Raw genomic sequence first — 23,990 nt, forward strand, 5'->3', positions numbered from 1 at the left:
CTGCGTCCATTAGATCAGCCCACGCTGAACGAGCACCTGGTGCGCTACAAGCGCGTCTTCAGCCAGGAACACATCAGCCATCTCTGAGGTTTTTACGGACAACTCGGCGTGGTGGATGCATACCGTTGGTCCGACCAGCATTTTGGTACAACCGACTCCGTTCAGTAGTTTGGGCAACTGCGCAAGGTTCATGGCTTTGCTGGAATACAGCAGTACGCCACGGGCTTGCAGATGTTCGACCGCCAGCGCCAGTTCGGCGGCAGGCAGCGGCCAGTCAAACACTTGCACCGGACAATCAGCGCTACTGATCAGCCACGCGCACAGCCACAGATGAGGTTCCAGTGGCAGGTCGGAATGATTGATCAATAGCAGCGGGGCGCCATGCAACTGACGATTGTTATGGTAGATGCGTGTGCCGAATTTGCTGCGTAACCATGAATAAAAGAACACCCGCTCCATCTGCGCGCCAAACTGGCCTTGCCAGCGCTGCTCCAGTTCCGCCAACAGCGGCATCAGCAATTGCTCGCACAATGTGCGTGGCGGGTAGAGCGCCATGGCCTGATTGACGCTGTCGTCGAGGCTGCGTTCATTGAGTTGCGTGACGGCCGTCAGCAGTGTCTGGCGCAACCGCTGCCAGTCGTTTTCCACGGTTTCGCTGAACGCCTGTGGTGTGTCGAGCAGAGGTTTGACCTGGCTGACCGCGACGCCACGGTTGAGCCAGGTAAGGATGGTCAGAATCCGCTGCACATGTTCGGCCGAATACAGCCGGTGGCCCTTGGGCGTGCGTTGCGGCACGACCAGCCCGTAGCGGCGTTCCCACGCGCGCAGGGTAATCGCGTTGACGCCGGTCTGCCGGGCGACTTCGCGAATCGGCAGCCAGCCCTCGTCGAGGGCTTTTTTAAAATCAGCGCCAAGGTCTTCCTGGGCGCTGGTATCCATTTTGTCGTTCATTAGATTGCGTTTCGCAGGCTGAGGTTTTCCGGGTGCGGTTGCAGGTAAACCTGTTGCGCGATGTACGAATCCGGATGGAGGCGAAAGTGGTGCTTGAGCAGCGTCAACGGCACCACCAGCGGCACGATGCCCTGGCGGTACTGGCCGATGACGTGTTGCATTTCCTGTTTGTCTTCGGCGCTGATTGCCTGTTTCAGATAACCGCTGATGTGCAGCAAAACGTTGCAGTGCGTGCCACGGGTGGCGCATTTCTTCAATGCCGCCATCAGTTCGCTGAAATAGCGCGGGCCGAGTTCGGCGGGATCGGTGTCGGCCATGTTGCCGAGCATTTTGCCCAGCGCTTTGTATTGCGGCGGATTGTGCGCCATCAGCAAATATTTATAGCGCGAATGGAATTCGGTGAGGGCGCGACGACTCAGGCCACCGGCAAGGACGTGTTGCCATTCGCTGTAGGCGAACACGCGGGTGATGAAGTTCTCGCGCAGTACTGGATCATTGAGGCGCCCGGCTTCTTCCACGGGCAGATCCGGGTGCTGTGCGCAAAACGCCTGAGCGTAAATCCCGCGCCCGCCGCCGTTCACCGGGGCGCCGTTGGTGTGGTAGACCTTGACCCGTTCGAGGCCGCAGGACGGCGATTGCTGCATGAAGATGTAGCCGCAGATGTCATCAAGCTCGGCGGCCATTTTCGTGCCGTACTCGGCCAATGGCTGGGTGACGTTGATCGCCGGGTTGACCGTGCCGACCGCTTGCGGATGCTCGGCCTCGCCAACGAGGCGGATCGGTTCGCGCGGGATGCCCAGGCCGATGGCGACTTCAGGGCATACCGGGACAAAATCGAAATGCTCGGTGAGGGTGCGGCTGCACAGTCGCGATTCCTTGTGCCCACCGTTGAAGCGCACCTCGGCACCCAGCAGGCAGGCGCTGATGGCGATTTTTGGCTTGGCTACGCAAGTATCTGACATGGGCACCTCGAATCTATACCTGTACAGAGGTAGATCTCTGTACAACTTTCGTCAGCATAGATTCATGGGTGTACAAGTCAAATTATTTGTACAACTTTTTTGATTGAACGCAATTCACTGTGGGAGTGAGCCTGCTCGCGATTGCGGTATGTCAGCAACATTGATGCTGAGTGATACGACGCTATCGCGAGCAGGCTCACTCCTACAGGGGGGCTTTATTGCCAACCCAATAACCACTGATCGTTGTTCTTGAGGACTTGCCAATCGAGTCGTTCGGCACGCTTGGTCAACACCGCCTGCAATTCGACTTCCAGCACCGTACCTTCCTCATCTCGGAACAGTTCGGTCACCAGAAAATGTTTTTCACGATTCAGCGGTTGAGCTGCTGTCCATTTCGACAGCAGCAATTTTTGCGGATTGATGCGGTTCATTGCAGGTGTTCGTGCAAGCGTCGCGCAGCTTCCTGGCCACTGAGCCAAGCGCCTTCGACGCGCCCGGACAGGCACCAGTCGCCGCAGGCGTAGAGGCCCAGATCGGCATCGGCCAGCGTGCCCCATTCGTGGCCCGTCGCGGGTCGCGCATAGAGCCAGCGGTGGGCGAGGCTGAAGGTCGGCGCGGGCATGGCGCTGTGCAGCAACTCGGCAAAGGCGCCGTGCAGTTGCTCGATCACCGCTTCCTTGGACAAGTCGATGTGTTGCCGGCTCCACGCGCTGGTGGCATGCAGCACCCACGTGTCGAGGGTGTTGTCGCGCCCCGGTTTACTGCGGTTTCGCGCCAACCAGTCGAGCGGGCTGTCCTGCACAAAGCAACCTTCGATCGGCGTATCCAGTGGTGTTTCGAAAGCGAGGGCGACGGCCCAGGTCGGGTCCATTTTCACCCCGGCGGCGGCCCCGGCAAGTTTCGGTGCGGCGGCCAGCAGGGCAGTCGCTTGCGGTGCTGGCGTGGCGATCACGACATGACTGAACGGCCCGTGCGTGAAACCTTCGGCGTCCTGCAAGTGCCAATGTTCTTCACCGCGATAGACCTCGGTAATCCGGCAGGCAAAGTGCACTTCCAGACCGTCAAGCAAGCCACGAGTAATGGCGCTCATACGCGGCGCACCGACCCATCGGGTCTGCTCGTCCGGCGACAGGTTCAGTTGCCCGCCCTGATAGGTGTAGAGCTGTGGCGTCCACTCGGCGACCCAACCCTGGCTTTGCCAACGCTGCACTTCGGTGACGAAGCGGCGGTCGCGGGCAGTGAAATATTGCGCGCCCATGTCCAGCGAGCCAGCGTCACTGCGCTTGCTCGACATACGCCCGCCGCTGCCGCGACTTTTGTCGAATAATTGAACGGTGTGCCCGCTCTCTGTCAGAGCCTGGGCGGCGGAGAGCCCGGCGATGCCGGTGCCGATGATTGCGATAGGTACAGTCATAGGGGCCTCGTTTACCTTTCTGTACAGACTACGCCGTGGATGAAACCTGTACAATTTTGTTTTTTGGTATAACTTCTAGCGTTCTCGTTCTGACAGCTTGGCCTATGGTTAAACAATAGAGCCTGCCCGATAGAAAAGATCCCTGCTTATAAAAATAGACTAGTGATCCGGGTTAAACGCCACGCGAGGAAGATGTCATGCACATATTGCTGACCGGCGGTACTGGTTTGATAGGACGTCAGCTCTGCCGACACTGGTTGGGGCAGGGCCATCGCTTGACGGTGTGGAGCCGCAAGCCGGAGAAAGTCGCGAAAATCTGTGGTGCGCAGGTACGTGGTATTGCGCGCCTGGAAGACCTCGGCGAAGAGTCGGTCGACGCGATCATCAATCTGGCCGGTGCGCCGATTGCCGATCGGCCGTGGACCCATCGACGCAAAGCGTTGCTGTGGAGCAGCCGCATCACCCTGACCGAAACCCTGTTGGCCTGGCTGGAAACGCGATTACAAAAACCGGCGCTGCTGATCTCCGGTTCGGCGATCGGCTGGTACGGCGACGGCGGTGAGCGCGAGCTGACGGAAGATTCGCCGCCGGTGATCGATGATTTCGCCAGCCAGTTGTGCATCGCCTGGGAAGAAACCGCGCAACGTGCCGAAGCGCAGGGAATCCGCGTGGTGCTGGTGCGAACGGGTCTGGTGCTGTCGGCCGAGGGCGGCTTTTTGTCGCGCTTGCTGTTGCCCTTCAAGCTCGGGCTGGGTGGGCCTTTGGGCAATGGTCGGCAGTGGATGCCGTGGATTCATATCAACGATCAAATCGCCCTGATTGATTTTCTTCTGCATCGTGATCAGGCCAGTGGTCCTTATAATGCGTGCGCGCCGCAACCTGTGCGCAATCGCGAATTTGCCAAGACGCTGGGCAGCGTTCTGCACCGCCCGGCGTTCATGCCGATGCCGACGCTGGCACTGAAAGTCGGCCTCGGCGAAATGTCTTTGTTGTTGCTCGGCGGCCAGAAGGCCCTGCCGGCACGCTTGCTGGAAGCGGGTTTCACTTTCCAGTTCACGGATTTACGCGCGGCCCTGGACGATCTCTCCAGCCGCCTCTGAAATAGGACGTTGCATGACCGATCACGCTTTGCTTCTGGTCAACCTGGGTTCCCCGGCCTCAACCTCAGTGGCCGATGTACGCAGCTACCTCAACCAATTCCTGATGGACCCGTACGTGATCGACCTGCCGTGGCCGGTGCGGCGTTTGCTGGTGTCGCTGATCCTGGTCAAGCGCCCGGAACAATCGGCCCACGCTTACGCCTCGATCTGGTGGGAGGAGGGCTCACCGCTGGTGGTGCTCAGCCGTCGTCTGCAACAGCAGATGACCGCACAGTGGAATCACGGCCCGGTGGAACTGGCGATGCGTTACGGCGAGCCGTCGATTGAAACCTGTTTGCTCAAGCTGGTGGCGGCGGGGCACAAGCGCATCACGCTGGCGCCGCTGTATCCGCAGTTCGCTGACAGCACTACGACCACGGTGATCGAAGAAGCCAAACGGGTGATTCGCCAGAAGAAGCTCGACGTGCAATTGTCGGTGCTGCAGCCGTTCTACGATCAGCCGGAATACCTCGATGCGCTGGTTGAAAGCGCCCGGCCACATTTGCAGCAGGATTACGATCACTTGCTGCTGAGCTTCCACGGTTTGCCCGAGCGGCATCTGACCAAACTCGATCCGACCGGCAATCATTGTTTCAAGAATGACGACTGCTGCAAGAACGCTTCGCCTGCGGTATTGGCGACCTGTTATCGCGCGCAATGCCTGCGGACAGCGGCGTTGTTCGCCGAGCGAATGGGCCTGCCGGATGGCAAATGGTCGGTGTCGTTTCAGTCGCGTCTGGGTCGGGCCAAGTGGATCGAGCCGTACACCGAAGCGCGGCTGGATGAACTGGCGAAAAGCGGCGTGAAGAAAATACTGGTGATGTGCCCGGCGTTTGTCGCCGATTGCATCGAGACGCTGGAAGAGATTGGTGATCGCGGCAAGGAACAGTTCCGCGAAGCGGGGGGCGAAGAGTTGGTGCTGGTGCCGTGCCTGAATGATGACACGCATTGGGCGAAAGCCTTGGCGACTCTCTGCGAAAGAGCACCGCTGGCGCTCTGAAAGCGAATCGCGAGCAGGCTCACTCCCACATGATCGTTCCCACGCAGAGCGTGGGAACGATCAGATCTAAGGGGTTAGATCAGCGGCTCATCCGCCTTCTTGTTCTTCCAGCCATCATTGCCCGGCAGAATCAGGTTCAGCGCAATCGCCACCACCGCGCACAGCGCAATGCCTTTGAGGCCGAAGTCGTCCGGGCCGGTGCCGGTGCCGACCAGCACACCGCCAATGCCGAACACCAGCGTCACCGAGACAATCACCAGATTGCGCGCCTCGCCCAGATCGATCTTGTGACGGATCAGGGTGTTCATCCCCACCGCCGCAATCGAACCGAACAGCAGGCACAGAATCCCGCCCATCACTGGCACCGGAATGCTCTGCAGCAGCGCGCCGAACTTGCCGATGAACGCCAGGCTGATGGCGAAGATCGCCGCCCAGGTCATGATTTTCGGGTTGTAGTTCTTGGTCAGCATCACCGCGCCCGTCACTTCGGCGTAGGTGGTGTTTGGCGGGCCGCCGAACAGGCCGGCAGCGGTGGTGGCAATGCCGTCACCGAGCAGGGTGCGATGCAGGCCGGGCTTCTTCAGGTAATCGCGACCGGTCACGCTACCGACGGCAATCACGCCACCGATGTGCTCAATGGCCGGCGCCAGCGCCACCGGAACGATGAACAGGATCGCCTGCCAGTTGAACTCCGGCGCGGTGAAGTGCGGAATCGCAAACCAGGGCGCTGCGGCAATCTTCGCGGTATCAACGACACCGAAATAGAACGCCATGGCAAAACCGACCAGCACGCCGGAAATGATCGGCACCAGACGGAAGATGCCTTTGCCGAACACCGCCACGATCAACGTGGTCAGCAATGCCGGCATCGAGATCATCATCGCGGTCTGGTAATGGATCAGTTCAGAACCGTCGCCAGCCTTGCCCATTGCCATGTTTGCGGCAATCGGTGCCATGGCCAGACCGATGGAAATGATCACCGGACCAATCACCACCGGCGGCAGCAAACGGTCGATAAATCCGGTGCCTTTGATCTTCACGGCAAGGCCGAGGAAGGTGTAGACGAAACCGGCTGCCATCACTCCGCCCATGGTCGCGGCGAGGCCGAACTGGCCCTTGGCGAGAATGATCGGGGTGATGAAAGCGAAGCTCGACGCCAGAAACACCGGCACCTGACGCCCGGTGACGATCTGGAACAGGATCGTCCCAAGACCTGCGGTAAACAGTGCCACGTTCGGGTCAAGGCCCGTGATCAGCGGCATCAGCACCAAAGCGCCGAAAGCCACGAACAGCATCTGGGCGCCGGACAGCACCGTGCGCCAGAGCGGATCGTTGAACTCTTGCTGCATGGTCAAGCGTCCTTCTGCTTGGTGCCGAAGATCTTGTCACCGGCGTCGCCAAGTCCAGGAATGATGTAACCGTGCTCGTTCAAGCGCTCATCAATGGACGCGGTGTAGATGGTCACGTCCGGGTGAGCTTTTTCGACTGCTGCGATACCTTCCGGCGCGGCAACCAGCACCATCGCGCGGATGTCTTTGCAACCAGCCTTTTTCAACAGGTCGATGGTCGCAACCATCGAGCTGCCAGTGGCGAGCATCGGGTCGATGATCATCGCCAACCGTTCGTCGATTTCCGGAACCAGTTTTTCCAGATAGGTGTGCGCTTGCAGGGTTTCTTCGTTGCGGGCGACACCCACAGCGGAAACCTTGGCACCCGGGATCAGGCTCAGCACGCCTTCGAGCATGCCGATGCCGGCGCGCAGGATCGGCACGACAGTGATCTTCTTGCCGGCGATTTTCTCGACCGACACGGTGCCGCACCAGCCTGCAATATCGTAGGACTCCAGCGGCAAATCTTTTGTAGCTTCATAGGTCAACAGGGCGCCGACTTCCTGAGCGAGCTCACGGAAGTTCTTGGTGCTGATATCGGCGCGGCGCATCAGGCCGAGTTTATGACGGATCAGCGGATGGCGGATCTCGAGGATGGGCATGGAAAAACTCCGGCGGCGGGCAAAAAAACCGGCCTAGATTAATCTATCCGAGGGTGATGTCCTATAGGACATTCTGTACGTTAGTCCATAAAGGCTTGATTCGGCCTCGCGAGATGCGTACCTTTGCCCGCTTTTCGCAGCCATACCCCCCCACATTCCCCCCCTGGAGAGCGCCATGTCCGCTGATCTCGAGCATATCCGTCAAATCATGCGAGAGGCTGACTGCCTGTACACCGAGTCTGAAGTCGAGGCGGCCATCGCCCGTGTCGGTGCACAAATCAACGAACAACTGGCTGACAGCAACCCGGTGGTGTTCTGCGTGATGAACGGCGGGCTGATTTTCTCCGGCAAACTGCTGACGCATCTGCACTTCCCGCTGGAAGCCTCCTACCTGCACGCGACCCGTTATCGCAACGAAACCAGCGGCGGCGACCTGTTCTGGAAAGCCAAGCCGGAAGTCTCGTTCATCGACCGCGACGTACTGATCATCGACGACATCCTCGACGAAGGTCACACCCTCGGTGCGATCATCGACTTCTGCAAACACGCCGGCGCGCGCAAAGTGCACACCGCCGTACTGATCGACAAGGACCACGACCGCAAAGCGCGTCCTGACCTGAAAGCCGATTTCGTTGGCCTGCCGTGCATTGACCGCTACATCTTCGGTTACGGCATGGACTACAAAGGCTACTGGCGCAACGCCAACGGGATCTTTGCCGTTAAAGGCATGTAAGACCCTGCACCATCCCCTGTAGGAGTGAGCCTGCTCGCGATAGCGTCGTATCAGCCAACATCAACGTTGCTGACAGACCGCAATCGCGAGCAGGCTCACTCCTACATTTGTTTGCGTGATACCCATGCTAGAGTGCTCGGCCCCGCCCTCCGGAGCCTGTCATGCGCCTCTTGATCCGCAGCCTCGCCGCGCTTTTACTGATCCTCAGCCTGCCGCTGTCCGCCGCGCCGATGCACAGCCAATTCCTGCCGCCGGACGATCTGACCGTGCGCGATGCCGAGCCCGAGCAGCAGCAACTTCTGCAGGTCACCGATTACTCGGTGGTCGTCGGCGCGCAACGTCAGTCCAATCAGCAGCCGATTCCGGTTACCTCGCCATTGATGATTCGCCTCAAGGGCAAGTCCCTGAACAAGGGCGCGACGATCACTCAAGTACTGGTCAATTTCGACGGCGAAAGTAAAAGCCTGAAAAAACCGGTCTACGACGACAAGAGCAAAACCCTGACGTTGTTTTATCCACAGGCCCAATACCGCGTGATCATCGATCTGCTGCGCAATGACACCGTGTATGTGCAGTTCCTCAGTTACGCCAACGGCCATATCTGGGCCGATTTGCACACCGGGGCGGTGCGATCGCGTTGAGCCCGGCGGCCGGGCAGGGGTAAACTGCCCGCCCCGTGTAATGTCTGCGAGCTGGAGTCGGCAATGCGTAAAGATAAGAAACAAGTGATTGGTGACGAGATCGGCGATGAGCAGATCAAGCTGTTCCTCGATTTTGAACCGGTCGACGCCACTTCGCCGTCGCTGCACAAACTGATCAAGGCCTACCGTGGCCTGCGTATCGATGACTTCGAACGCTTCCTCGGCTTCTTCGTCGAGGCCGGTTACGACGTCGATGGCAAGGACGAGCAGGGCAAGACCTTTGTTGACCTGATCGCCGATCAGCGCAACGCCCCGGACTACATCGAGCTGATCGATAAAGCTCGCGCTTAAGATCAAAAGATCGCAGCCTTCGGCAGCTCCTACAGGATAAATACACATCCCATGTAGGAGCTGCCGCAGGCTGCGATCTTTTGCTTCTGACAGACATAAAAAAACGCCCCGATCGGGGCGTTTTTTATGCGGCTTGATCAAGCGTAGCTTGGGGTCTCGCTGCTTTCTTCAACCAGCTCCAGCGCGATGTTGTTCTGCGTATTGATCTTGCGATACAGCGCAGCATCGGTTTCCAGAACCTTTTCACGGGCCGGGAAGATCTCGGCCAGTTTGCCAGCCCACTCACCCTTGGCCTTGGCCGGGAAGCACTTCTCGATCAGTTCCAGCATGATCGAAACGGTCACCGACGCACCTGGCGAAGCACCGAGCAGGGCGGCGAGGGAACCGTCCTTGGCCGCAACCAGTTCGGTACCGAACTGCAGGATGCCGCCTTTTTTCGGGTCTTTCTTGATGATCTGCACCCGTTGGCCGGCCACTTCCAGGCGCCAGTCTTCGGCTTTCGCCTCAGGGTAGAAACGGCGCAGGGAATCCAGACGCTGTTCCATCGACTGCATCACTTCGCTGACCAGGTATTTGGTCAGGTCCATGTTGTTTTTCGCCACGGCCAGCATCGGCCCGATGTTGCCGGCGCGCACCGACAGCGGCAGGTCCATGAAGGAACCGTGCTTGAGGAACTTGGTGGTGAAACCGGCGTATGGCCCGAACAGCAGGGATTTCTTGCCGTCGACCACGCGGGTGTCCAGGTGCGGCACCGACATCGGTGGCGAACCCACGGCGGCCTGGCTGTAAACCTTGGCCTGGTGCTGTTTGACCACTTCCGGATTGTCGCAGCGCAGCCATTGGCCACTGATCGGGAAGCCGCCGAAGCCTTTGCTTTCTTCGATGCCCGAAGCCTGCAGCAATGGCAGGGCGGCACCGCCGGCGCCGAGGAAGACGAACTTGGCGTCGACTTCACGGGTGTTGCCGTTGTTGACGTCCTTGATGCTCACGGTCCAGCCAGCGCCGTTACGCTTGAGGCCGGTGACGCGCTTGCAGTATTTGACTTGGGTGTCGGGTGCGCTGGTCAGGTGCTTGAGCAACTGATTGGTCAGGGCGCCAAAGTTGACGTCGGTGCCGTTCATCACGCGAGTGGCGGCGAGGACTTCGTCCGGCGAGCGGCCCGGCATCATCAACGGCATCCATTCGGCCATTTTGGCCTTGTCTTCGGTGTATTCCATGTCGGCGAAGGCGTGGTGCTTGTGCAGCACGTCAAAACGTTCTTTCAGGAACGACACGCCGGAGTCGCCCTGGACGAAACTCAGGTGCGGTACCGGGCTGATGAAGGATTTGCACGAGCCGAAGGTGCCTTTCTTGGTCAGGTACGACCAGAACTGCTTCGACACCTCGAACTGGGTGTTGATGTGCACGGCTTTCTTGATGTCGACGGTGCCATCGGCGGCCTGCGGCGTGTAGTTCAGCTCGCACAGACCGGCGTGGCCGGTACCGGCGTTGTTCCAAGGGTTGGAACTCTCAGCGGCACCGGAATCCATCAGCTCGACGACTTCCAGCTTGATCGCGGGGTCGAGCTCTTTGAGCAGCACGGCAAGGGTGGCACTCATGATGCCCGCCCCAACCAGAACTACGTCGACTGCTTCGTTATGCGCCATTTAACGCGTCTCCAAAATCTGCAGCACCAAATTGTCGGCATGGCTGCCAGGCGTTCCGGGACAGGTCAGTTGTGCCCCAGCTATCCGTGGTCAGGTTCGCCATGTCCGAATCTTCGCAATTTTTCGCAACTTCGACGGATGTATGCGGCTTGGCTTCAAGAGCTCCATGAACTCATTTCAGCGCGCGGCTGGCAATTCGACTTATGGTCGAGACATCCGTTTTTGTGCAACCAAATCCGTAGCGGACAGGCTTCAGGCTCCGATATTCGAGGTATACCCGGTCCTGTGTCGTTGGGCTGTTTCAGACGCTAATGGTGCATGTTCAGACGCAAAACTTTTCATTTGCTCGCCACACTCTTGTGAAGTTGTGAAAACCCGTTTTTTTCACGCTCTTTTGAAGACGTGAACCTCAAAAAAGGGCTGTCCAGGCCTGGCACCTTGCCCGCAAAGGCAAAACAACGCGGTGGCCGAGCGTCATGACAGCTCTGCAGATTCGCGAAAAGCGGGGTTTTTGCCGGAAGAACAGGCAAGCGCGCCAACTTCACTCGATCTGTGTGGGCGGCTCTCTGTGGGCGATTTTGGGTGTCGATGCATGCGCATTGACGCTGTTGCGGGGCCCGATCAGGAGACGTCCTTATAATCGGGGGGAGATTGTATCGAAGAAATGCGGGCAGTTGCTCGTGTTTAATGACTTTTATTAGGCATCCGGTCAGATGCTCAACATCGCTTGCACCCGTGCGCGGGGCTGCGACGCTATGACGCGGGCGCTGGCGGGCAGTGGCTGGTGCAACCAGTTGAGGCGGATTTCTTCGATTTCCACCCAACCGTCACCCATCGGCTGCAGGCTGCACTGCTTGAATGCCTGGCAATGGCCGTTGCGGTCGAGCAGGGCGAAGCTGCGATGCAGCGGACGTGGGGCGAACAACGAGATCAGATAACGCATGATTGAGTACCTTGTGGGGGACTGATTGCAAGGTTGCCAAAGCGCCGTGACGTGAACGTGTATGGCGGGTGAATAATCTGTGACAGGAACCGCTTTCCCAAGGCTTTGTCAGACATTTCAGTATTCGCTGCCGGGCGCTGGTTACCCGCAGTGGCCCACCGCTATACTGCCGGCCTGTTTGTGCCTGATTCTGGAGAGAAGAGCATGTTGCAACGCCTGTTGTTCGGTTTGATCACTGTGGCCGGTTTGACCCTGGCCGGCTGCGCCCACAGCCCGCAACAACTGAACCCGGAGCCGAAGCTGACCACCCAGTTGCCTGCGGTCGGCCGTGGCCAGCCTGTTGTTGTGCGTGTAGTAGACGGTCGTCCGTCGCCAACCCTCGGCACCCGTGGCGGTCTGTACCCGGAAACCAGCGCCATCACTGTGCAGCGCGAGCAGATCCTGCCGAAGCTGCAGGCTCAGGCTGAAGCCGCCGTGCGTCTGCTCGGGTTCACCCCGACCAACAACGCGCCAAATGCTCCACAGCTGACCGTGACGCTGGCCGAGCTGAAGTATCAGTCGCCGAAAGAAGGCATGTACGTGACCGAAGCAACCATCGGCGCGACCTTCCGCTCCGACGTGCAGAACGCCAACCGCCGTTACAGCGGCCGTTACGGTGCGTCGCTGGACCAGCGTTTCGGCATGGCGCCGAACCAGGAAACCAACACCAAACTGGTCAGCGATGTCTTGAGCGATGCGCTGACGCGTCTGTTCAAGGATCCGACTGTGGGTCAGGTTTTGGCTGAGTAAGTTTTCGGCGGATGTGAAAAAGCCCGGGGCCAGTGATGGTTTCGGGCTTTTTTGTGGGTGTCAGGTTCGAGGCTTGTGGCGTATGGGAAATCGATCCCCCTCACCCCAGCCCTCTCCCCCAAAGGGGGCGAGGGGGAAAGGGAGCAGATCGGTGTCTTTCTTGAGATCTGCATTCACCTCGAACTTTCAGGTCGATGTACCTCGAAAATCCACCTCGGTCAGTCCCCTCTCCCTCCGGGAGAGGGCTAGGGTGAGGGTGCTTTTGCTATTTTCAGGCCGCCTGAGAATAGAAGTCGAGCACGCTGACGCCCGTCAGCAAATCCGTCTCCGGCAAATCTGCATGCTGATGCCCGCCGAGCGCGCAATACACCAGCCAATGGCGATCCTGAACATTGAAGGCAAGGCTGCCGACGAGGCTTTGTTGTTCGTCGTAAGGCGTGATGAGGTACAGACGATCCTGGTTTTCAGCGTGAAGCATGTCGCGTTCCATGTGTGTTTCGAGGTGCGCAGGGTGGCCTATCCACATGACGATGCCGTGACACAGGACAGCCATCGGTCGATTGTCAGGTTATTTGTCGCAAAGACTGGGGGTGAACCGGCAGGTTTGGTTAGAATCCGCGCCGCAGTCGTCGATCGGGCGTCTGCCATACCGGTTCAGATAGAGGTCTGTGATGTCGCTGCACTTGATGACACTGTTTACCGCCCATCCCGCCAAATTGATCAACCTGCTGGCGCTGCTCTTGGCGTTTCCAGGCAGTTGGCTGCTGCATGCGACCCGCCGCCGTGAACAGCGCGCGATGGCCAGCATTGCCGCCCAGCGTCAGGCACAGCCGAATGCCGAGCCGATCCTGGACTGGGCGACCTTGCGCATGAACCGGTTTTTCTACCGTTTTGGTTTTGCCTGCCTCGCGCTGGCCCTGATCGTCTCCTGGATCAGCACACGCTTCTAAAAGCAAAAGATCGCAGCCTTCGGCAGCTCCTACACGAATCCCCTGTAGGAGCTGCCGCAGGCTGCGATCTTTTGATCTTGCCGTTGTTTTACAGCGGCAACCCAGCCTTGACCCGGTATTGATTACGCACCGGCGTCGCATATTGCAGGACCAGATACGGACGATGCTCCTCAGGGCAAGCGTCCAGCCGGCTCTGCCATTCTTCCTGCGCCTTGGCCAGCTCATCCGCCGGGAAAACCTCGGCAGCCTTCGGCACATTCAACTGCGGATCGGCATCGGCCCACTGCGAGTACGCCAGGTAATGCACCGGGAATAACCGGTAGCCGCCGAGAATCTGCTTGTCCATTTCGACCGCCAATTGCTTGGTGTCTTCAAACAGCTCGGTGATCGGCGCCGCAAAGTTCACGTGCACCCGGCCTTTGTAGCCGGTGATGCCCTTGGCGATGCTTACGTCATCCTCGCCCGGCGCTTTCGCGTAGGTGCCGGTGGTGGCGCGGATGAATAGCTCGCGGGCCTTGGCCTGGTCGCACGGGTCGTATTCGTAGCTGATCGACACCGGGGTGACGTTCAGCGAGCGAATGACTTCGCCGAACGGCTCGTCCTTGCGGCTCATGTGGAACATCTTGAGGATCGCCGACTCGGTGCGATCGTCGCCGTCCTTCGCCCGACCTTCAGCCTGAGCGATCCAGATCGACGCGCAATCGTTGCGGATCGAGTGGTTGATGTACGCCGACAACAGTTGATACGCAGCCATTTTCTCGCGACGGCCGGTGATCGAACGGTGAACGATGAAGCTCTTGTTCAAGCGCATCAGGTCGCTGACAAACGGCTTCTGCAGCAGATTGTCGCCGATCGCGATGCGCGGGGTCGGCAGGCCTGCGTGGTACACGGCATAGTTGACGAAGGCCGGGTCCATCACGATGTCGCGGTGGTTGGCGATGAACAGATAGGCGCTGCCGGACTTGAATTGCTCGACACCGGTGTAGGTCACGCCGTCGGTGGCGCGCTCGATGGTGTGGTCGACGTAGGACTCGACCTTGTCCTGCAACGTCGCCACCGAGGTCACGTCGGCGAACTCACGACGCAGCCGATGGGCTATAAGTGGTTTGAGCATCCAGCCGAAGGCACCGGCAAAACGCGGGAAGCGGAAGTGGGTGAGGATATCTAGAAACGCCTTGTCGCCGAGCAGTCTTGCCAGTACCACAGGTACTTCGCTGTCGTCGTAAGGTCGGATGGCATCGAATTCGCCCATCATGCTCTCTTGTTGGAAACGGCTAGGGTAAGTAAAGGTTTTGATCGAAAACCCGCGGGGCACGGTCTGAAAAAGTAGCCAGACAAAAATAGCCCTGCAAATAGACCGGCGATTATACGCACAAGTCACTTGGGAGACCGCGATGCTGGAACCTGCTGAATACGAATGTCCTTATTGTGGGGAAACGGTCGAAACGTCAGTGGACCTGTCCGGTGGCGATCAGACCTATATCGAAGATTGTCAGGTGTGTTGCCGGCCAATCACGTTTGTATTGCAGGTACACGAAGAGGACTGGTTTCTGGAAGTCTTCAGCGAAAACGAGTGAGGCGCGCCCATGCAGCGAATCTACGAGCCGGAAAACCTGATGGAAGGTGAAATGCTCAAGGGCATGCTCGCCAGCGAAGGCATCGAGGCGCACTTGATTGGCCGCGATTTGCTCGGTGGCACCGGCGAGCTGCCGATCTTCGGTCTGTTGGGCTTGTCTGTGGATAACGATCAGGCCGAATACGCCCGTGAGTTGATCACCGCGTACAATGCCGCGCTGCCGCTGCCCGGCGATGAACCGGAGAGCTTTCCCGGGACGCTGGTCTGTTAGGCTGAGCTTCGTTTTACTTCAGAGTCGTGTTGCCCCATGTGTGGACGTTATGCCCTGTTTCGCTGGAACCGCGATTTCGCGGCCCTGCCAGGTTTTCCCGCCGATCAGCAGGCGCAGTGGAACATTTCCCCCAATGATTCGGTGTTGATGCTGCGTGCCGCTGAAGATGGCCAGCGCACCTTGGCCCTCGCCCGTTGGGGGCTGACGCCGCCGTGGCTGACCGATTTGTCGAAGACGCCGGCGCATGCCCGCGCGGAAACCGTGGCTGAGCAACCGATGTTTCGTGAGGCACTGCGCCAGCGTCGCTGCCTGCTGCCGGCGAATGGTTTCTACGAATGGCGCGGAACGCAGCGCAAGCGGCCGTACTGGCTGACGCCGGGGGAGGGCGCTTCGCTGTTTTTTGCGGCGATCTGGGAGGCGTATCCGGTGCAGGAGCAGGTCTGGCTGAGCACGGCGGTGATTACTCAGCCGGCGTCGAGTCAGCGCCGGCCGTTGATTTTGGATGAGGCGGGGCAGGCGGCTTGGCTGGATCCGGAGACGCCGTTACATGTATTGCAGGGGTTGCTGGCCAGTGAACCTGCTGCATTGCGTGAGCGGGTGTTGGCGAATCTGATTAATGATCCGAAGCTCAATGGGCCGGAGTGTTTGACTCCGGGTTAAAGCATTTAGATCAAAAGCCCCTCACCCTAGCCCTCTCCCAGAGGGAGAGGGGACTGACCGAGTTTTCTACCGTCATGCATCGACCTGAAAAATCGTGGCGATTATGGATTCGGTGAAAAGCGTTCAAGTCGGTGTACTTCGTCAATATCCCCCAATCAGTCCCCTCTCCCTCTGGGAGAGGGTTAGGGTGAGGGTGCTCTTGGCTTTTCAGACCTTGAACTGATTGATCAACCGCCGCTGCTGCTCCGCCAGTTTGGTCAGATCCGCGCTCGCCGAACTCGACTCATCCGCGCCACCCGCCACTTCATTGGCCACTTGCCCAATGTTGATCACGTTGCGATTGATGTCATCCGCCACCGCGCTCTGCTCTTCAGCCGCGCTAGCAATCTGCGTGTTCATGTCGTTGATTACCGATACCGCGTGAGTAATCGTCTCCAGTGCTTGAGCCGCTTTCGCCGCGTGCTGCACGCTTTCGTCAGTGCGGTTCTGGCTGTCCTCCATGACCCGCACGACATCGCGGGTGCCCTGTTGCAGTTGCTGGATCATGGACTGGATTTCTTCAGTGGCTTTCTGGGTTTTCTGCGCCAGATTGCGCACTTCATCCGCCACCACGGCAAAGCCGCGACCCTGCTCGCCGGCACGCGCCGCTTCAATCGCCGCGTTCAGCGCCAGCAGATTGGTCTGCTCGGCAATCCCGCGAATCGCCGTGAGAATCGCGTTGATGTTCTCGCTGTCCTTGGCCAAGGTCTGCACCACATCGACAGCCTTGCCGATTTCCAGCGCCAACACGCCAATCGAATCGGACGTGTCACGCACGATCTGCATGCCCTGACTCGCCGCCTGATCGGCATGGCTGGCCGCTTGCGCAGCCTGCGTAGCGTTACGCGCGACGTCCTGGGCGGTGGCGGTCATTTCCTGCACCGCCGTGGCGACTTGATCGATCTCGGCCATTTGTTTCTGGATGCCGATGTTGGTGCGAATGGCAATGTCGGCGGTGTGTTCCGAAGAATCGCTGACGCTCTGCACCGACGTCACCACTTGGGTGATCATCGCCTGCAATTTAGCGAGGAAGGTATTGAAGCCCTTGGCGATCGAGCCCAATTCATCGCTGCGATCACTGCTCAAGCGTCGGGTCAGATCACCTTCACCCTGAGCAATGTCATTGAGCATCGCGACCATTTGCTTCAGCGGTCGGGCGATGCCGTGGCCGACCAGCCAGATCACCAGCAAGCCAATGCCCGCGATGAGCAGACCGACCATGGCCATGCCGAAGGTGTCGGATTTACGCTGAGCATCCAGATCGGCCTGTAGCTTTTGCAGATCCGCCATCACCGCGTTGAGCGGCAGTTGCAACATCAACGTCCAGCGCGCGTCGGTCTGGCCGATGCCGAATGGCAGGTACAACTCGATGCGCCCCTTGTCCTTGTTCACCGAGTAAGTCACTTCGCCGCGCTTGAGATTGGCCATGTTGGCAGTTTGTTCGGCGTCGAGGATGTCGCTGACTTTTTCGCCGAACTTGCTCGGGTCTTTGGTGTAGGCAACGATCCGCCCGTTACCGCCAATCAGCGCCATTTGCCCGGCGCCGCTGTACAGCTTCTGGTTGGCGCCGAGGAGCATTTCCTGAATGAAGTTCACCGACAGGTCGGCGCCGACAATGCCCTGGAAAGCGCCGTTGAGCATGATCGGCTCAATAAAGGAGGCGAGCATGACGATCTTGTCGCCGACCTTGTACGGCGCCGGATCGATCACGCAGGCTTTCTTGGTTTCCTTCGAGCACAGGTAGTACTCGCTGGCGCGCACGCCGGTGGACAGGGTTTTCTGGTCGTCGACGTCGACCAGTTTGTCGAGACCGAGGGTGCCGTCATCGTTGCGGAACCACCATGGCAGGAAGCGCCCGGTGGCGGCATCGATGCCGACCACGCTGGTGCCGACGTAGGCCGCGTCATTGTGGTCCAGGGCGTTCTTTTCCCAGCCGATGTAAGTGCCGAGAATCTTCGGGTTCTTTTCGACGTTTTCTTTGATCAGGCTGATCAGTTGTTCGCGGCTGACGGTCAGGCGCGGCTGGCCATCGGCGCCCGGCGTACCGAGCAGGGCGTTGACCCGCACCAGTCCGCCGGCGATCAGCAGCGGCGCTTCGAGTTCGCGCTGGATCTGGCTGACCTGGGTTTGCGCCAGCGAAGTCAGGCGCTGTTCGATGACTTGCTCGAACTGCGCCTGAGTACGCTGTTGCACCATCTCTTGCGTGCGCGCACCGGAGAACAGCGCATACAGCACCAGCGCGGCCACCACGCTAAGCACGATGGCGCCAGCCAGGGCGGCAACGGAAAACTGGATCGACTTGAACTTCATGGGAGCTCCGCACGCAAGAGGACGTCTGCGCTGATGTATCGGCAGCCGGCATTGGGCCATGAGTGCGAGCAGGTGCAATTGAAAGCCGATGTCGCAAATGGATCAGTGCGCGACGCAGTTGCACGGGGCTTGATGGTGGCTGTGAATTTTTTACGACAGGCCAAGTGGGAAACGTCTGAAAGTCGCTGCAACACGTCCGTTGTATCTGGCGTCGATACAATTACCCGCCTAGGATACGCGACAGGTTTTCAGGGAGCTTTTGAATGAACAAGACATTGGTTGTAAGTGCACTGAGCGCAGCGCTGTTGCTGGTCGGTTGTCAGTCGGTCAACACCACCAGCGGCGGCGCCGTGGGTGTCGAGCGCAAGCAGTACATGTTCAGCATGCTGTCCTCGCAAGAGGTCGACCAGATGTATGCCCAGTCGTATCAGAAGACCGTCGGCGAGGCCTCCAGCAAAGGTGTGCTGGACAAGACCAGCCCCGAGGCCAAGCGGGTTCAGGCGATTGCCAACCGCCTGATCGCCCAGGCGCCGAACTTCCGTCCGGATGCGGCGCAATGGCAGTGGGAGGTCAATCTGATCAAGAGTGATGAACTTAACGCCAACTGCGGGCCTGGCGGCAAGATCATTTTCTACACCGGGCTGATCGACAGCCTGAAACTGACCGACGATGAAATTGCCGCGGTCATGGGCCATGAAATCGCCCACGCCCTGCGCGAACACGGTCGTGAAGCGATGTCCAAGGCTTACGGGATTGAAATGGCCAAGCAGGGCGCAGGTGCGTTGCTCGGTCTGGGTCAGGACAGTCTGGCGCTGGCCGACACCGTGGCCAATTACGGCATGACCCTGCCGAACAGTCGCGCCAACGAAAACGAAGCCGACCTGATCGGCCTGGAACTGGCCGCACGTGCCGGTTACAACCCGAACGCCGCGATCACCTTGTGGAACAAAATGAGCAAGGCGTCGGAGGGTTCGCCGCCGGAGTTCATGAGCACTCACCCGGCTTCGACCAGCCGGATTGCCTCGTTGCAGGCGGCGATTCCGAAGGTCATGCCGCTGTACGAACAAGCGCCTAAATCCTGAGTCGGTGATCGTTCCCACGCCCTGCGTGGGAACGATCCTTCTCTCAGGGTTAAACCCAGCCACTGCTCTGCATTGCCTTGTACACCGCAACGATCGCCAGAATCATGAATGCCGAGGCCGCGAGGCGACGGATCAGGGTCAGTGGCAGTTTGTCCGCAGCAAAATTACCCGCCAGAACCACCGGCACGTTGGCAATCAACATGCCCGCTGTCGTACCGATAATCACCAGCCACAGATCCGGGTATTGCGCGGCCAGCATTACCGTGGCGACCTGAGTCTTGTCGCCCATTTCGGCGAGAAAAAACGCAATCAACGTGGTCAGGAAAGGCCCGAACTTGCGCGCGGTGCTGGTTTCATCGTCGTCCATTTTGTCCGGGACCAATGTCCACAGCGCAGTGGCGGTGAAGCTTGCGGCGAGTATCCAGTGCAACGTCGCATTCGAGAAGAAACTGCCGAACCAGGCGCCGACCGCACCGGCTGCTGCGTGGTTGGCCAGGGTCGCGGCAACAATACCGGCAATGATCGGCCAGGGTTTGCGGAAGCGAGCGGCAAGAATCAGCGCGAGCAGTTGCGTCTTGTCGCCGATTTCGGCCAAGGCAACGATTGCGGTGGGAACGAGTAACGAGTCCAGCATCAGGATTTCCTAAGGGGCGGGTCGACACGGCTATGACACGTACAGCCTTCCCGCCCCGGGTAAGGTGTGCGTGTCATAGGTCTTGTCAAACCCTGCGATCCGTCTGCTGCGGACGCTTGGGTCGCATACGCCATGATCTGAGGATCAAGTATGTTGACGTATGCCGGACGAGCTTGGCGCTCGTGGGAGACTACTCCCCTAGGACGGAGCGGATTCTGCCTAGGCAAATCCGTTTGGGCAAGAACAAATTTTCAGCCGCGCTTGGCCCGGTAAATCCGGAAACCATTGCCTTCAGCCTTGATTGCGCACACACCCAAATGCTCTTCGATCAGCGGCTGATACTTGAGGAAGCTGTTCGCCACCAAGCGCAGTTCGCCGCCGTTTTTCAGATGTTTCGCTGCTTTTCGCAGCAAGTTCTCGGTGGCGAAATAATCGGTATGCACGCCGACATGGAAGGGTGGGTTGCTCAGAATAGCGTTCAAACCCATTGGTGCAGCGTCGATCCCGTCCCCGGTCAGCACTTCGGCTTCCAGACCGTTGGCCGCCAGCGTCAGACGGCTGCTGGCAGCGGCAAACGCATCCACATCCAGCAACGTGACCTGATTGTGTGGGTAGCGACGTTTGACCGCAGCCCCCAGCACGCCCGCGCCGCAACCGAAGTCGAGCAAATGGCCGCTCGGCAGTTTGTCCAGATGCTCCAGCAGCAGGGCGCTGCCGCGATCCAGGCGACCGTGGCTGAATACGCCCGGCAGGCTGATGACTTTCAGCGAACCCTCGGCCAAAGGCAATTCATAGGTCTGCGCCAGGCTTTCCAGGGATTTTGCTTCCGGCGCGTTGGCTACGGTGACTTGCCAGAGCTGGCAATGACGAGCGCTGTCGAGCTTGCGCGGTTTGCCGAACGGGTTGAGCTGCTTGGACGCGCCTTCGATGCCGCTGCGTTTTTCGCCGACTAGAAACACTTCGCGGCCGGCCAGACGCGAAGCCACCGCGTTGAGGATGTAATCGGTCAGATCCTTGGATTTTGGCAAGAACACCACGGCGCTGTCGAACTCGCGCTCCGGGACATTCACGCCGAAATGGCTGCGACCTTCGAAGCGCGCGTCCAGCGCGGCTTGATCGCCGGCATGCCAGCACCAGCCGAATGCGTTGGGCAGGCGCCCGAGCAAATCGTCGGCGGGCAAACCGGCCAACAGCAACGAACCTTGAAACAACTCGGGCTGACGAAGCAGTACTTCACTGCGCGGATCCATAACTGCTCCTCAAAAAAAAGTGCCGCAGTTTATCAACTGACGACCCGCAGCGCCTTACCGCTGAAAAACGCCTGGGCGTTTTCGGTCAATTGGCCGACGATGCGCTGCCGTGCCTCGCGGCTGCCCCAGGCGTTGTGCGGGGTGACGATCAGGCGCGGAATGTCCGCCGCGAGCAACGGATTGCCCTGGGTCGGCGGCTCGACGCTCAACACATCGGTAGCCGCGCCGCCGAGGTGACCGTTGCGCAAGGCATCGGCCAGCGCTTGCTCATCGATCAATCCGCCGCGTGCCGTGTTGACCACGAATGCTCCGGGTTTCATCGACGCCAATTCGCGGGCACCGATGAAGTGGCGGGTGTGTTCGTTCAGCGGGCAGTGCAGGGTGAGGGCGTCAATCTGCGGCAACAGCTCATCCAGTGGCAAGCGATCCGGGCGGGCTGGGCGCCCGGGAATCTGCCCGAGCAGCACGCGCATGCCGAACGCTTCGGCCAATCGCGCCACGGCGCCGCCGAGTTCGCCATGCCCGAGCAAGCCGAGGGTTTTGCCTTCCAGCTCGACAATCGGGTAGTCGAGCAAACAGAACTGTTTCGCCTGTTGCCAGCGACCTTCGCCAACGGCTTTCTGATAATCGGCCAGACGCGTGGCGAGGTTGAGCAGCAGCATGATCGTGTGCTGCGCCACCGACGGCGTGCCGTAACCTTGGCAGTTGCACACGGTGATGCCGTGAGCGCGGGCGGCAGCAAGGTCGACGTTGTTGGTGCCGGTGGCGGTGATCAGGATCAGTTTCAGCTCGGGGTTGGCGGCCATCGCGGCGGCGTCGATCAGGATCTTGTTGGAAATGGCGACGGTGGCGCCATGCAGGCGTTCGCTGACTTGCTCGGGCAAGGTCTGGGCGAACAGCTGCAGATCGCTGAAACACTCGCGCAACGGACTGAGGTCGAGGTCGCCGAGATCCAGCGAAGGGTGATCAAGGAATACCGCGCGGCGCGTGTTCGTCATCAACTGTACCTTTTGTGCTGTGAGCGTTGGGCGTAATCTGCCGAGCCTACCAGATGAAACAAATTGATACGCCTGGCCGAAAGGAGCCCCCATGTACTGGACCGAGTTCTTGACCGTTGCACTGATCCACTTGCTGGCCGTCGCCAGCCCCGGCCCGGACTTCGCCGTGGTAGTGCGCGAGAGCGTGACCCACGGGCGCCGCGCGGGCACCTGGACGGCACTCGGTGTCGGCACGGCGATTTTCCTGCACGTCGGTTATTCGCTGCTCGGCATTGGCCTGATCGTGTCGCAATCGATTGTGCTGTTCAACGCCTTGAAGTGGGCGGCGGCTGCGTACTTGCTGTACATCGGCTTCAAGGCATTGCGCGCGCAACCGGCGAAAACCGTCACCGATGATCTGCACAAAGAGGCTGGCGTACGCACCGCTCGCGGCGCATTCACTTCAGGCTTCGTGACCAACGGCCTGAACCCGAAAGCCACACTGTTCTTTCTGTCGCTGTTCACCGTGGTGATCAATCCGCACACGCCACTGGCCGTGCAGGCCGGTTACGGGATTTACCTGGCTGTCGCAACTGCGATTTGGTTCTGCCTGGTGGCGATGCTGTTCAGCCAGCAACGGGTGCGCGCCGGTTTCGCCCGCATGGGCCACTGGTTCGACCGCACCATGGGCGCGGTGCTGATTGCTCTCGGCGTGAAAATCGCGTTCACCGAGATGCATTGATCCTACTGTGTAGGAGCTGCCGAAGGCTGCGATCTTTTGATCTTGATCTTAAAAAACAAAGTCAAAAGATCGCAGCCTCGTTGCACTCGACAGCTCCTACACGAGTTCGCTGAGCTTGCTCAGGTTATTCAGGTATTCGCGGGGATTTTCCCCAAGCAAACGGCGAAACATCGCGCTGAACGCCCGCGCGCTGCCGTAACCCAAATCCCGCGCCACACGCTGCACGCTGTCCCCGGCGAGCAGGCGCGGCAGGGCTTCCATCAGGCGCAGCTGCTGGCGCCAGGCGTTGAAACTCATCTGCAATTGCTGCTGAAACAGCCGTGCCAACGTGCGTGAGCTGGCGCCAACCTGCTGCGCCCAGTCTTCCAGCGTATTGGCGTGATCCGGGGTGTGCAGCAGCGCCAGACAAATGTTTTGCAGACGCCGGTCAGTGGGCATCGGAATGTGCAGCGGCAGGTTCTCCAGGCTGGCGAGTTCTTCGAGCATCAGTTGCTGGATCAACGGATTGTCGGCATGCGGCGGCCCTTGCACGGCACGCAGGATCAGCTCGCGCAGCAGTGGCGTCACCGCCAATACACAGCACTGTTGCAGGCTGGCGGGCGACAGCTCAGGGGCGATGAACAGCGAGCGCATCTGCACATCGCCACTCATGAAAATCTCGTGCGCCACCTCGGGTGGAATCCACACCGCGCGACTCGGCGGAATCACCCACGCACCCGATTGCGTGACCACGCGCATGATCCCGCTGACCGCGTACAACAACTGCGCCTCGCGATGCAGGTGCAGCGGCTGGTGCGCGCCATCCAGATAATCCCGGGGGTAGGCACTCACCGGGCCGTGTTCGAAGTGGCTGATCAACATGTCTGATTCGATGACTTGCTTGGCAGGAATGCGCTTTATGGCCAACTTAGCATAAGCGCCACACAACAACGTAAAGCGT

The 23,990-nt window shown here is 59.5% G+C and carries 27 protein-coding genes, 1 pseudogene and 1 riboswitch; of the genes and pseudogenes, 12 read left to right on the forward strand and 16 right to left on the reverse strand.

The genetic code is table 11. The features are described from left to right. Nucleotides 1-9 precede the first annotated feature (9 nt). From ACM6JQ_RS08715 to ACM6JQ_RS08730, 4 genes are all read right to left on the reverse strand, one after another. A complete protein-coding gene (locus ACM6JQ_RS08715) occupies nt 10-951 on the reverse strand; it encodes a MerR family transcriptional regulator (RefSeq protein ID WP_007912849.1) in 942 nt (313 codons plus the stop codon). Further along, nucleotides 951-1,913 carry a YbgA family protein gene (locus ACM6JQ_RS08720; protein WP_414893577.1) on the reverse strand — a complete coding sequence of 321 codons (963 nt, stop codon included), beginning with the start codon at nt 1,911-1,913 and terminating at the stop codon, nt 951-953. Before ACM6JQ_RS08720 ends, ACM6JQ_RS08715 begins: the two co-directional genes overlap by 1 nt. 215 nt (nt 1,914-2,128) lie before the next feature. Continuing rightward, a complete protein-coding gene (locus tag ACM6JQ_RS08725) occupies nt 2,129-2,344 on the reverse strand; it encodes a TIGR02450 family Trp-rich protein (protein ID WP_414893578.1) in 216 nt (71 codons plus the stop codon). Next, entirely contained in the window at nt 2,341-3,327 is a 987-nt protein-coding gene (locus ACM6JQ_RS08730; RefSeq protein WP_007912846.1) for an NAD(P)/FAD-dependent oxidoreductase, read from the reverse strand. The genes ACM6JQ_RS08725 and ACM6JQ_RS08730 overlap by 4 nt, the downstream gene beginning before the upstream one ends. Nucleotides 3,328-3,524: 197 nt before the next feature. Here ACM6JQ_RS08730 and ACM6JQ_RS08735 point away from each other — a divergent pair, with 197 nt between their 5' ends. Then, nucleotides 3,525-4,427, forward strand: a complete 903-nt coding sequence (locus ACM6JQ_RS08735) for a TIGR01777 family oxidoreductase (RefSeq protein WP_414893579.1) — start codon at nt 3,525-3,527, stop codon at nt 4,425-4,427. Between the two features lie 13 nt (nt 4,428-4,440). Further along, nucleotides 4,441-5,466, forward strand: a complete 1,026-nt coding sequence (hemH, locus tag ACM6JQ_RS08740; RefSeq protein ID WP_123376573.1) for a ferrochelatase — start codon at nt 4,441-4,443, stop codon at nt 5,464-5,466. Between the two features lie 74 nt (nt 5,467-5,540). Here the strand turns inward: hemH and ACM6JQ_RS08745 are convergent, their stop codons facing one another. Together ACM6JQ_RS08745 and upp are read right to left on the reverse strand one after the other, a co-directional pair. Next, a complete protein-coding gene (locus tag ACM6JQ_RS08745; protein WP_007912843.1) occupies nt 5,541-6,815 on the reverse strand; it encodes a uracil-xanthine permease family protein in 1,275 nt (424 codons plus the stop codon). A gap of 2 nt (nt 6,816-6,817) precedes the next feature. Further along, nucleotides 6,818-7,456 (reverse strand): uracil phosphoribosyltransferase, encoded by a 639-nt coding sequence (upp, locus tag ACM6JQ_RS08750; protein ID WP_007912842.1) that lies wholly within the window; start codon nt 7,454-7,456, stop codon nt 6,818-6,820. A gap of 175 nt (nt 7,457-7,631) precedes the next feature. Here upp and ACM6JQ_RS08755 point away from each other — a divergent pair, with 175 nt between their 5' ends. From ACM6JQ_RS08755 to ACM6JQ_RS08765, 3 genes are all read left to right on the forward strand, one after another. Further along, nucleotides 7,632-8,189 (forward strand): hypoxanthine-guanine phosphoribosyltransferase, encoded by a 558-nt coding sequence (locus tag ACM6JQ_RS08755; RefSeq protein ID WP_007912840.1) that lies wholly within the window; start codon nt 7,632-7,634, stop codon nt 8,187-8,189. 161 nt (nt 8,190-8,350) lie between these two features. After that, the gene (locus ACM6JQ_RS08760; RefSeq protein ID WP_414893580.1) at nt 8,351-8,830 is read left to right on the forward strand and encodes a hypothetical protein; all 480 of its coding nucleotides are present in this window, start codon (nt 8,351-8,353) and stop codon (nt 8,828-8,830) included. A 63-nt stretch (nt 8,831-8,893) separates the two neighbouring features. Further along, nucleotides 8,894-9,181 carry a PA4642 family protein gene (locus ACM6JQ_RS08765; protein WP_007912836.1) on the forward strand — a complete coding sequence of 96 codons (288 nt, stop codon included), beginning with the start codon at nt 8,894-8,896 and terminating at the stop codon, nt 9,179-9,181. Between the two features lie 137 nt (nt 9,182-9,318). Here ACM6JQ_RS08765 and mqo read toward each other — a convergent pair whose 3' ends face one another. Further along, on the reverse strand, nt 9,319-10,827 hold the full coding sequence (gene mqo / locus ACM6JQ_RS08770; protein ID WP_095114387.1) for a malate dehydrogenase (quinone): 1,509 nt from the start codon (nt 10,825-10,827) through the stop codon (nt 9,319-9,321). A gap of 709 nt (nt 10,828-11,536) precedes the next feature. Continuing rightward, nucleotides 11,537-11,770 (reverse strand): hypothetical protein, encoded by a 234-nt coding sequence (locus ACM6JQ_RS08775; RefSeq protein ID WP_007912834.1) that lies wholly within the window; start codon nt 11,768-11,770, stop codon nt 11,537-11,539. Nucleotides 11,771-11,974: 204 nt separating this feature from the next. Here ACM6JQ_RS08775 and ACM6JQ_RS08780 point away from each other — a divergent pair, with 204 nt between their 5' ends. After that, nucleotides 11,975-12,559, forward strand: coding sequence for a YajG family lipoprotein (locus tag ACM6JQ_RS08780; protein ID WP_008086137.1), 585 nt, complete (start codon nt 11,975-11,977; stop codon nt 12,557-12,559). Between the two features lie 271 nt (nt 12,560-12,830). Here the strand turns inward: ACM6JQ_RS08780 and ACM6JQ_RS08785 are convergent, their stop codons facing one another. Continuing rightward, nucleotides 12,831-13,037 carry a hypothetical protein gene (locus ACM6JQ_RS08785; protein WP_008083982.1) on the reverse strand — a complete coding sequence of 69 codons (207 nt, stop codon included), beginning with the start codon at nt 13,035-13,037 and terminating at the stop codon, nt 12,831-12,833. Nucleotides 13,038-13,230: 193 nt separating this feature from the next. Here ACM6JQ_RS08785 and ACM6JQ_RS08790 point away from each other — a divergent pair, with 193 nt between their 5' ends. Then, nucleotides 13,231-13,509: a hypothetical protein gene (locus tag ACM6JQ_RS08790; protein ID WP_007912825.1), complete on the forward strand. Its 279-nt coding sequence runs from the start codon at nt 13,231-13,233 to the stop codon at nt 13,507-13,509. Between the two features lie 88 nt (nt 13,510-13,597). On the opposite strand, the gene ACM6JQ_RS08795 is transcribed toward ACM6JQ_RS08790, so the two are convergent. Then, nucleotides 13,598-14,761: a 1-acyl-sn-glycerol-3-phosphate acyltransferase gene (locus ACM6JQ_RS08795; RefSeq protein WP_414893581.1), complete on the reverse strand. Its 1,164-nt coding sequence runs from the start codon at nt 14,759-14,761 to the stop codon at nt 13,598-13,600. Between the two features lie 142 nt (nt 14,762-14,903). On the opposite strand from ACM6JQ_RS08795, the gene ACM6JQ_RS08800 reads away from it, so the two are divergent. From ACM6JQ_RS08800 to ACM6JQ_RS08810, 3 genes are read left to right on the forward strand one after another with little or no spacing between them, the layout of a single operon-like run. Then, the gene (locus tag ACM6JQ_RS08800; RefSeq protein WP_007912820.1) at nt 14,904-15,086 is read left to right on the forward strand and encodes a CPXCG motif-containing cysteine-rich protein; all 183 of its coding nucleotides are present in this window, start codon (nt 14,904-14,906) and stop codon (nt 15,084-15,086) included. 9 nt (nt 15,087-15,095) lie between these two features. Further along, nucleotides 15,096-15,356, forward strand: coding sequence for a putative signal transducing protein (locus ACM6JQ_RS08805; protein ID WP_007912819.1), 261 nt, complete (start codon nt 15,096-15,098; stop codon nt 15,354-15,356). A 36-nt stretch (nt 15,357-15,392) separates the two neighbouring features. Continuing rightward, nucleotides 15,393-16,016, forward strand: a complete 624-nt coding sequence (locus ACM6JQ_RS08810; protein WP_414893582.1) for an SOS response-associated peptidase — start codon at nt 15,393-15,395, stop codon at nt 16,014-16,016. Nucleotides 16,017-16,223: 207 nt separating this feature from the next. On the opposite strand, the gene ACM6JQ_RS08815 is transcribed toward ACM6JQ_RS08810, so the two are convergent. Continuing rightward, nucleotides 16,224-17,066, reverse strand: coding sequence for a methyl-accepting chemotaxis protein (locus tag ACM6JQ_RS08815; protein WP_414893586.1), 843 nt, complete (start codon nt 17,064-17,066; stop codon nt 16,224-16,226). 12 nt (nt 17,067-17,078) lie between these two features. After that, a pseudogene (locus tag ACM6JQ_RS08820) lies at nt 17,079-18,425 on the reverse strand (HAMP domain-containing protein); the annotation flags it as partial. Between the two features lie 203 nt (nt 18,426-18,628). Between ACM6JQ_RS08820 and ACM6JQ_RS08825 the strand changes: the two are divergent. Continuing rightward, a complete protein-coding gene (locus tag ACM6JQ_RS08825; protein WP_095112426.1) occupies nt 18,629-19,447 on the forward strand; it encodes a M48 family metallopeptidase in 819 nt (272 codons plus the stop codon). Nucleotides 19,448-19,496: 49 nt separating this feature from the next. On the opposite strand, the gene ACM6JQ_RS08830 is transcribed toward ACM6JQ_RS08825, so the two are convergent. The 3 genes from ACM6JQ_RS08830 to ACM6JQ_RS08840 form a co-directional block, all read right to left on the reverse strand. Beyond that, nucleotides 19,497-20,081 carry a TMEM165/GDT1 family protein gene (locus ACM6JQ_RS08830; protein WP_007912813.1) on the reverse strand — a complete coding sequence of 195 codons (585 nt, stop codon included), beginning with the start codon at nt 20,079-20,081 and terminating at the stop codon, nt 19,497-19,499. Nucleotides 20,082-20,169: 88 nt separating this feature from the next. Beyond that, a riboswitch (yybP-ykoY riboswitch) is annotated at nt 20,170-20,292 on the reverse strand. Between the two features lie 40 nt (nt 20,293-20,332). Then, nucleotides 20,333-21,331, reverse strand: a complete 999-nt coding sequence (locus ACM6JQ_RS08835; protein ID WP_414893583.1) for a methyltransferase — start codon at nt 21,329-21,331, stop codon at nt 20,333-20,335. A gap of 32 nt (nt 21,332-21,363) precedes the next feature. Further along, nucleotides 21,364-22,329: a 2-hydroxyacid dehydrogenase gene (locus tag ACM6JQ_RS08840; protein WP_095112424.1), complete on the reverse strand. Its 966-nt coding sequence runs from the start codon at nt 22,327-22,329 to the stop codon at nt 21,364-21,366. A gap of 91 nt (nt 22,330-22,420) precedes the next feature. Here ACM6JQ_RS08840 and ACM6JQ_RS08845 point away from each other — a divergent pair, with 91 nt between their 5' ends. Further along, entirely contained in the window at nt 22,421-23,050 is a 630-nt protein-coding gene (locus ACM6JQ_RS08845; protein ID WP_007912807.1) for a LysE family translocator, read from the forward strand. A 96-nt stretch (nt 23,051-23,146) separates the two neighbouring features. On the opposite strand, the gene ACM6JQ_RS08850 is transcribed toward ACM6JQ_RS08845, so the two are convergent. Then, nucleotides 23,147-23,911 (reverse strand): AraC family transcriptional regulator, encoded by a 765-nt coding sequence (locus ACM6JQ_RS08850; protein WP_007912805.1) that lies wholly within the window; start codon nt 23,909-23,911, stop codon nt 23,147-23,149. Nucleotides 23,912-23,990 lie beyond the last annotated feature (79 nt).

The organism is Pseudomonas sp. IT-232MI5, assembly GCF_949767845.1.
Classification (GTDB): domain Bacteria; phylum Pseudomonadota; class Gammaproteobacteria; order Pseudomonadales; family Pseudomonadaceae; genus Aquipseudomonas.

Bases quoted from the DNA above. Each gene is read 5' to 3' on its own strand.
- ACM6JQ_RS08845 (WP_007912807.1), top strand. From the start codon at position 22,421: ATGTACTGGACCGAGTTCTTGACCGTTGCACTGATCCACTTGCTGGCC.
- upp (WP_007912842.1), bottom strand. From the start codon at position 7,456: ATGCCCATCCTCGAGATCCGCCATCCGCTGATCCGTCATAAACTCGGC.
- ACM6JQ_RS08755 (WP_007912840.1), top strand. From the start codon at position 7,632: ATGTCCGCTGATCTCGAGCATATCCGTCAAATCATGCGAGAGGCTGAC.
- ACM6JQ_RS08725 (WP_414893578.1), bottom strand. From the start codon at position 2,344: ATGAACCGCATCAATCCGCAAAAATTGCTGCTGTCGAAATGGACAGCA.
- ACM6JQ_RS08730 (WP_007912846.1), bottom strand. From the start codon at position 3,327: ATGACTGTACCTATCGCAATCATCGGCACCGGCATCGCCGGGCTCTCC.
- ACM6JQ_RS08840 (WP_095112424.1), bottom strand. From the start codon at position 22,329: ATGACGAACACGCGCCGCGCGGTATTCCTTGATCACCCTTCGCTGGAT.
- ACM6JQ_RS08745 (WP_007912843.1), bottom strand. From the start codon at position 6,815: ATGCAGCAAGAGTTCAACGATCCGCTCTGGCGCACGGTGCTGTCCGGC.
- hemH (WP_123376573.1), top strand. From the start codon at position 4,441: ATGACCGATCACGCTTTGCTTCTGGTCAACCTGGGTTCCCCGGCCTCA.
- ACM6JQ_RS08810 (WP_414893582.1), top strand. From the start codon at position 15,393: ATGTGTGGACGTTATGCCCTGTTTCGCTGGAACCGCGATTTCGCGGCC.
- ACM6JQ_RS08790 (WP_007912825.1), top strand. From the start codon at position 13,231: ATGTCGCTGCACTTGATGACACTGTTTACCGCCCATCCCGCCAAATTG.
- ACM6JQ_RS08780 (WP_008086137.1), top strand. From the start codon at position 11,975: ATGTTGCAACGCCTGTTGTTCGGTTTGATCACTGTGGCCGGTTTGACC.
- ACM6JQ_RS08800 (WP_007912820.1), top strand. From the start codon at position 14,904: ATGCTGGAACCTGCTGAATACGAATGTCCTTATTGTGGGGAAACGGTC.
- ACM6JQ_RS08775 (WP_007912834.1), bottom strand. From the start codon at position 11,770: ATGCGTTATCTGATCTCGTTGTTCGCCCCACGTCCGCTGCATCGCAGC.
- ACM6JQ_RS08715 (WP_007912849.1), bottom strand. From the start codon at position 951: ATGAACGACAAAATGGATACCAGCGCCCAGGAAGACCTTGGCGCTGAT.
- ACM6JQ_RS08785 (WP_008083982.1), bottom strand. From the start codon at position 13,037: ATGCTTCACGCTGAAAACCAGGATCGTCTGTACCTCATCACGCCTTAC.
- ACM6JQ_RS08825 (WP_095112426.1), top strand. From the start codon at position 18,629: ATGAACAAGACATTGGTTGTAAGTGCACTGAGCGCAGCGCTGTTGCTG.
- ACM6JQ_RS08795 (WP_414893581.1), bottom strand. From the start codon at position 14,761: ATGGGCGAATTCGATGCCATCCGACCTTACGACGACAGCGAAGTACCT.
- ACM6JQ_RS08850 (WP_007912805.1), bottom strand. From the start codon at position 23,911: ATGTTGATCAGCCACTTCGAACACGGCCCGGTGAGTGCCTACCCCCGG.
- ACM6JQ_RS08735 (WP_414893579.1), top strand. From the start codon at position 3,525: ATGCACATATTGCTGACCGGCGGTACTGGTTTGATAGGACGTCAGCTC.
- ACM6JQ_RS08815 (WP_414893586.1), bottom strand. From the start codon at position 17,066: ATGATCACCCAAGTGGTGACGTCGGTGCAGAGCGTCAGCGATTCTTCG.
- ACM6JQ_RS08720 (WP_414893577.1), bottom strand. From the start codon at position 1,913: ATGTCAGATACTTGCGTAGCCAAGCCAAAAATCGCCATCAGCGCCTGC.
- ACM6JQ_RS08830 (WP_007912813.1), bottom strand. From the start codon at position 20,081: ATGCTGGACTCGTTACTCGTTCCCACCGCAATCGTTGCCTTGGCCGAA.
- ACM6JQ_RS08835 (WP_414893583.1), bottom strand. From the start codon at position 21,331: ATGGATCCGCGCAGTGAAGTACTGCTTCGTCAGCCCGAGTTGTTTCAA.
- mqo (WP_095114387.1), bottom strand. From the start codon at position 10,827: ATGGCGCATAACGAAGCAGTCGACGTAGTTCTGGTTGGGGCGGGCATC.
- ACM6JQ_RS08805 (WP_007912819.1), top strand. From the start codon at position 15,096: ATGCAGCGAATCTACGAGCCGGAAAACCTGATGGAAGGTGAAATGCTC.
- ACM6JQ_RS08760 (WP_414893580.1), top strand. From the start codon at position 8,351: ATGCGCCTCTTGATCCGCAGCCTCGCCGCGCTTTTACTGATCCTCAGC.
- ACM6JQ_RS08765 (WP_007912836.1), top strand. From the start codon at position 8,894: ATGCGTAAAGATAAGAAACAAGTGATTGGTGACGAGATCGGCGATGAG.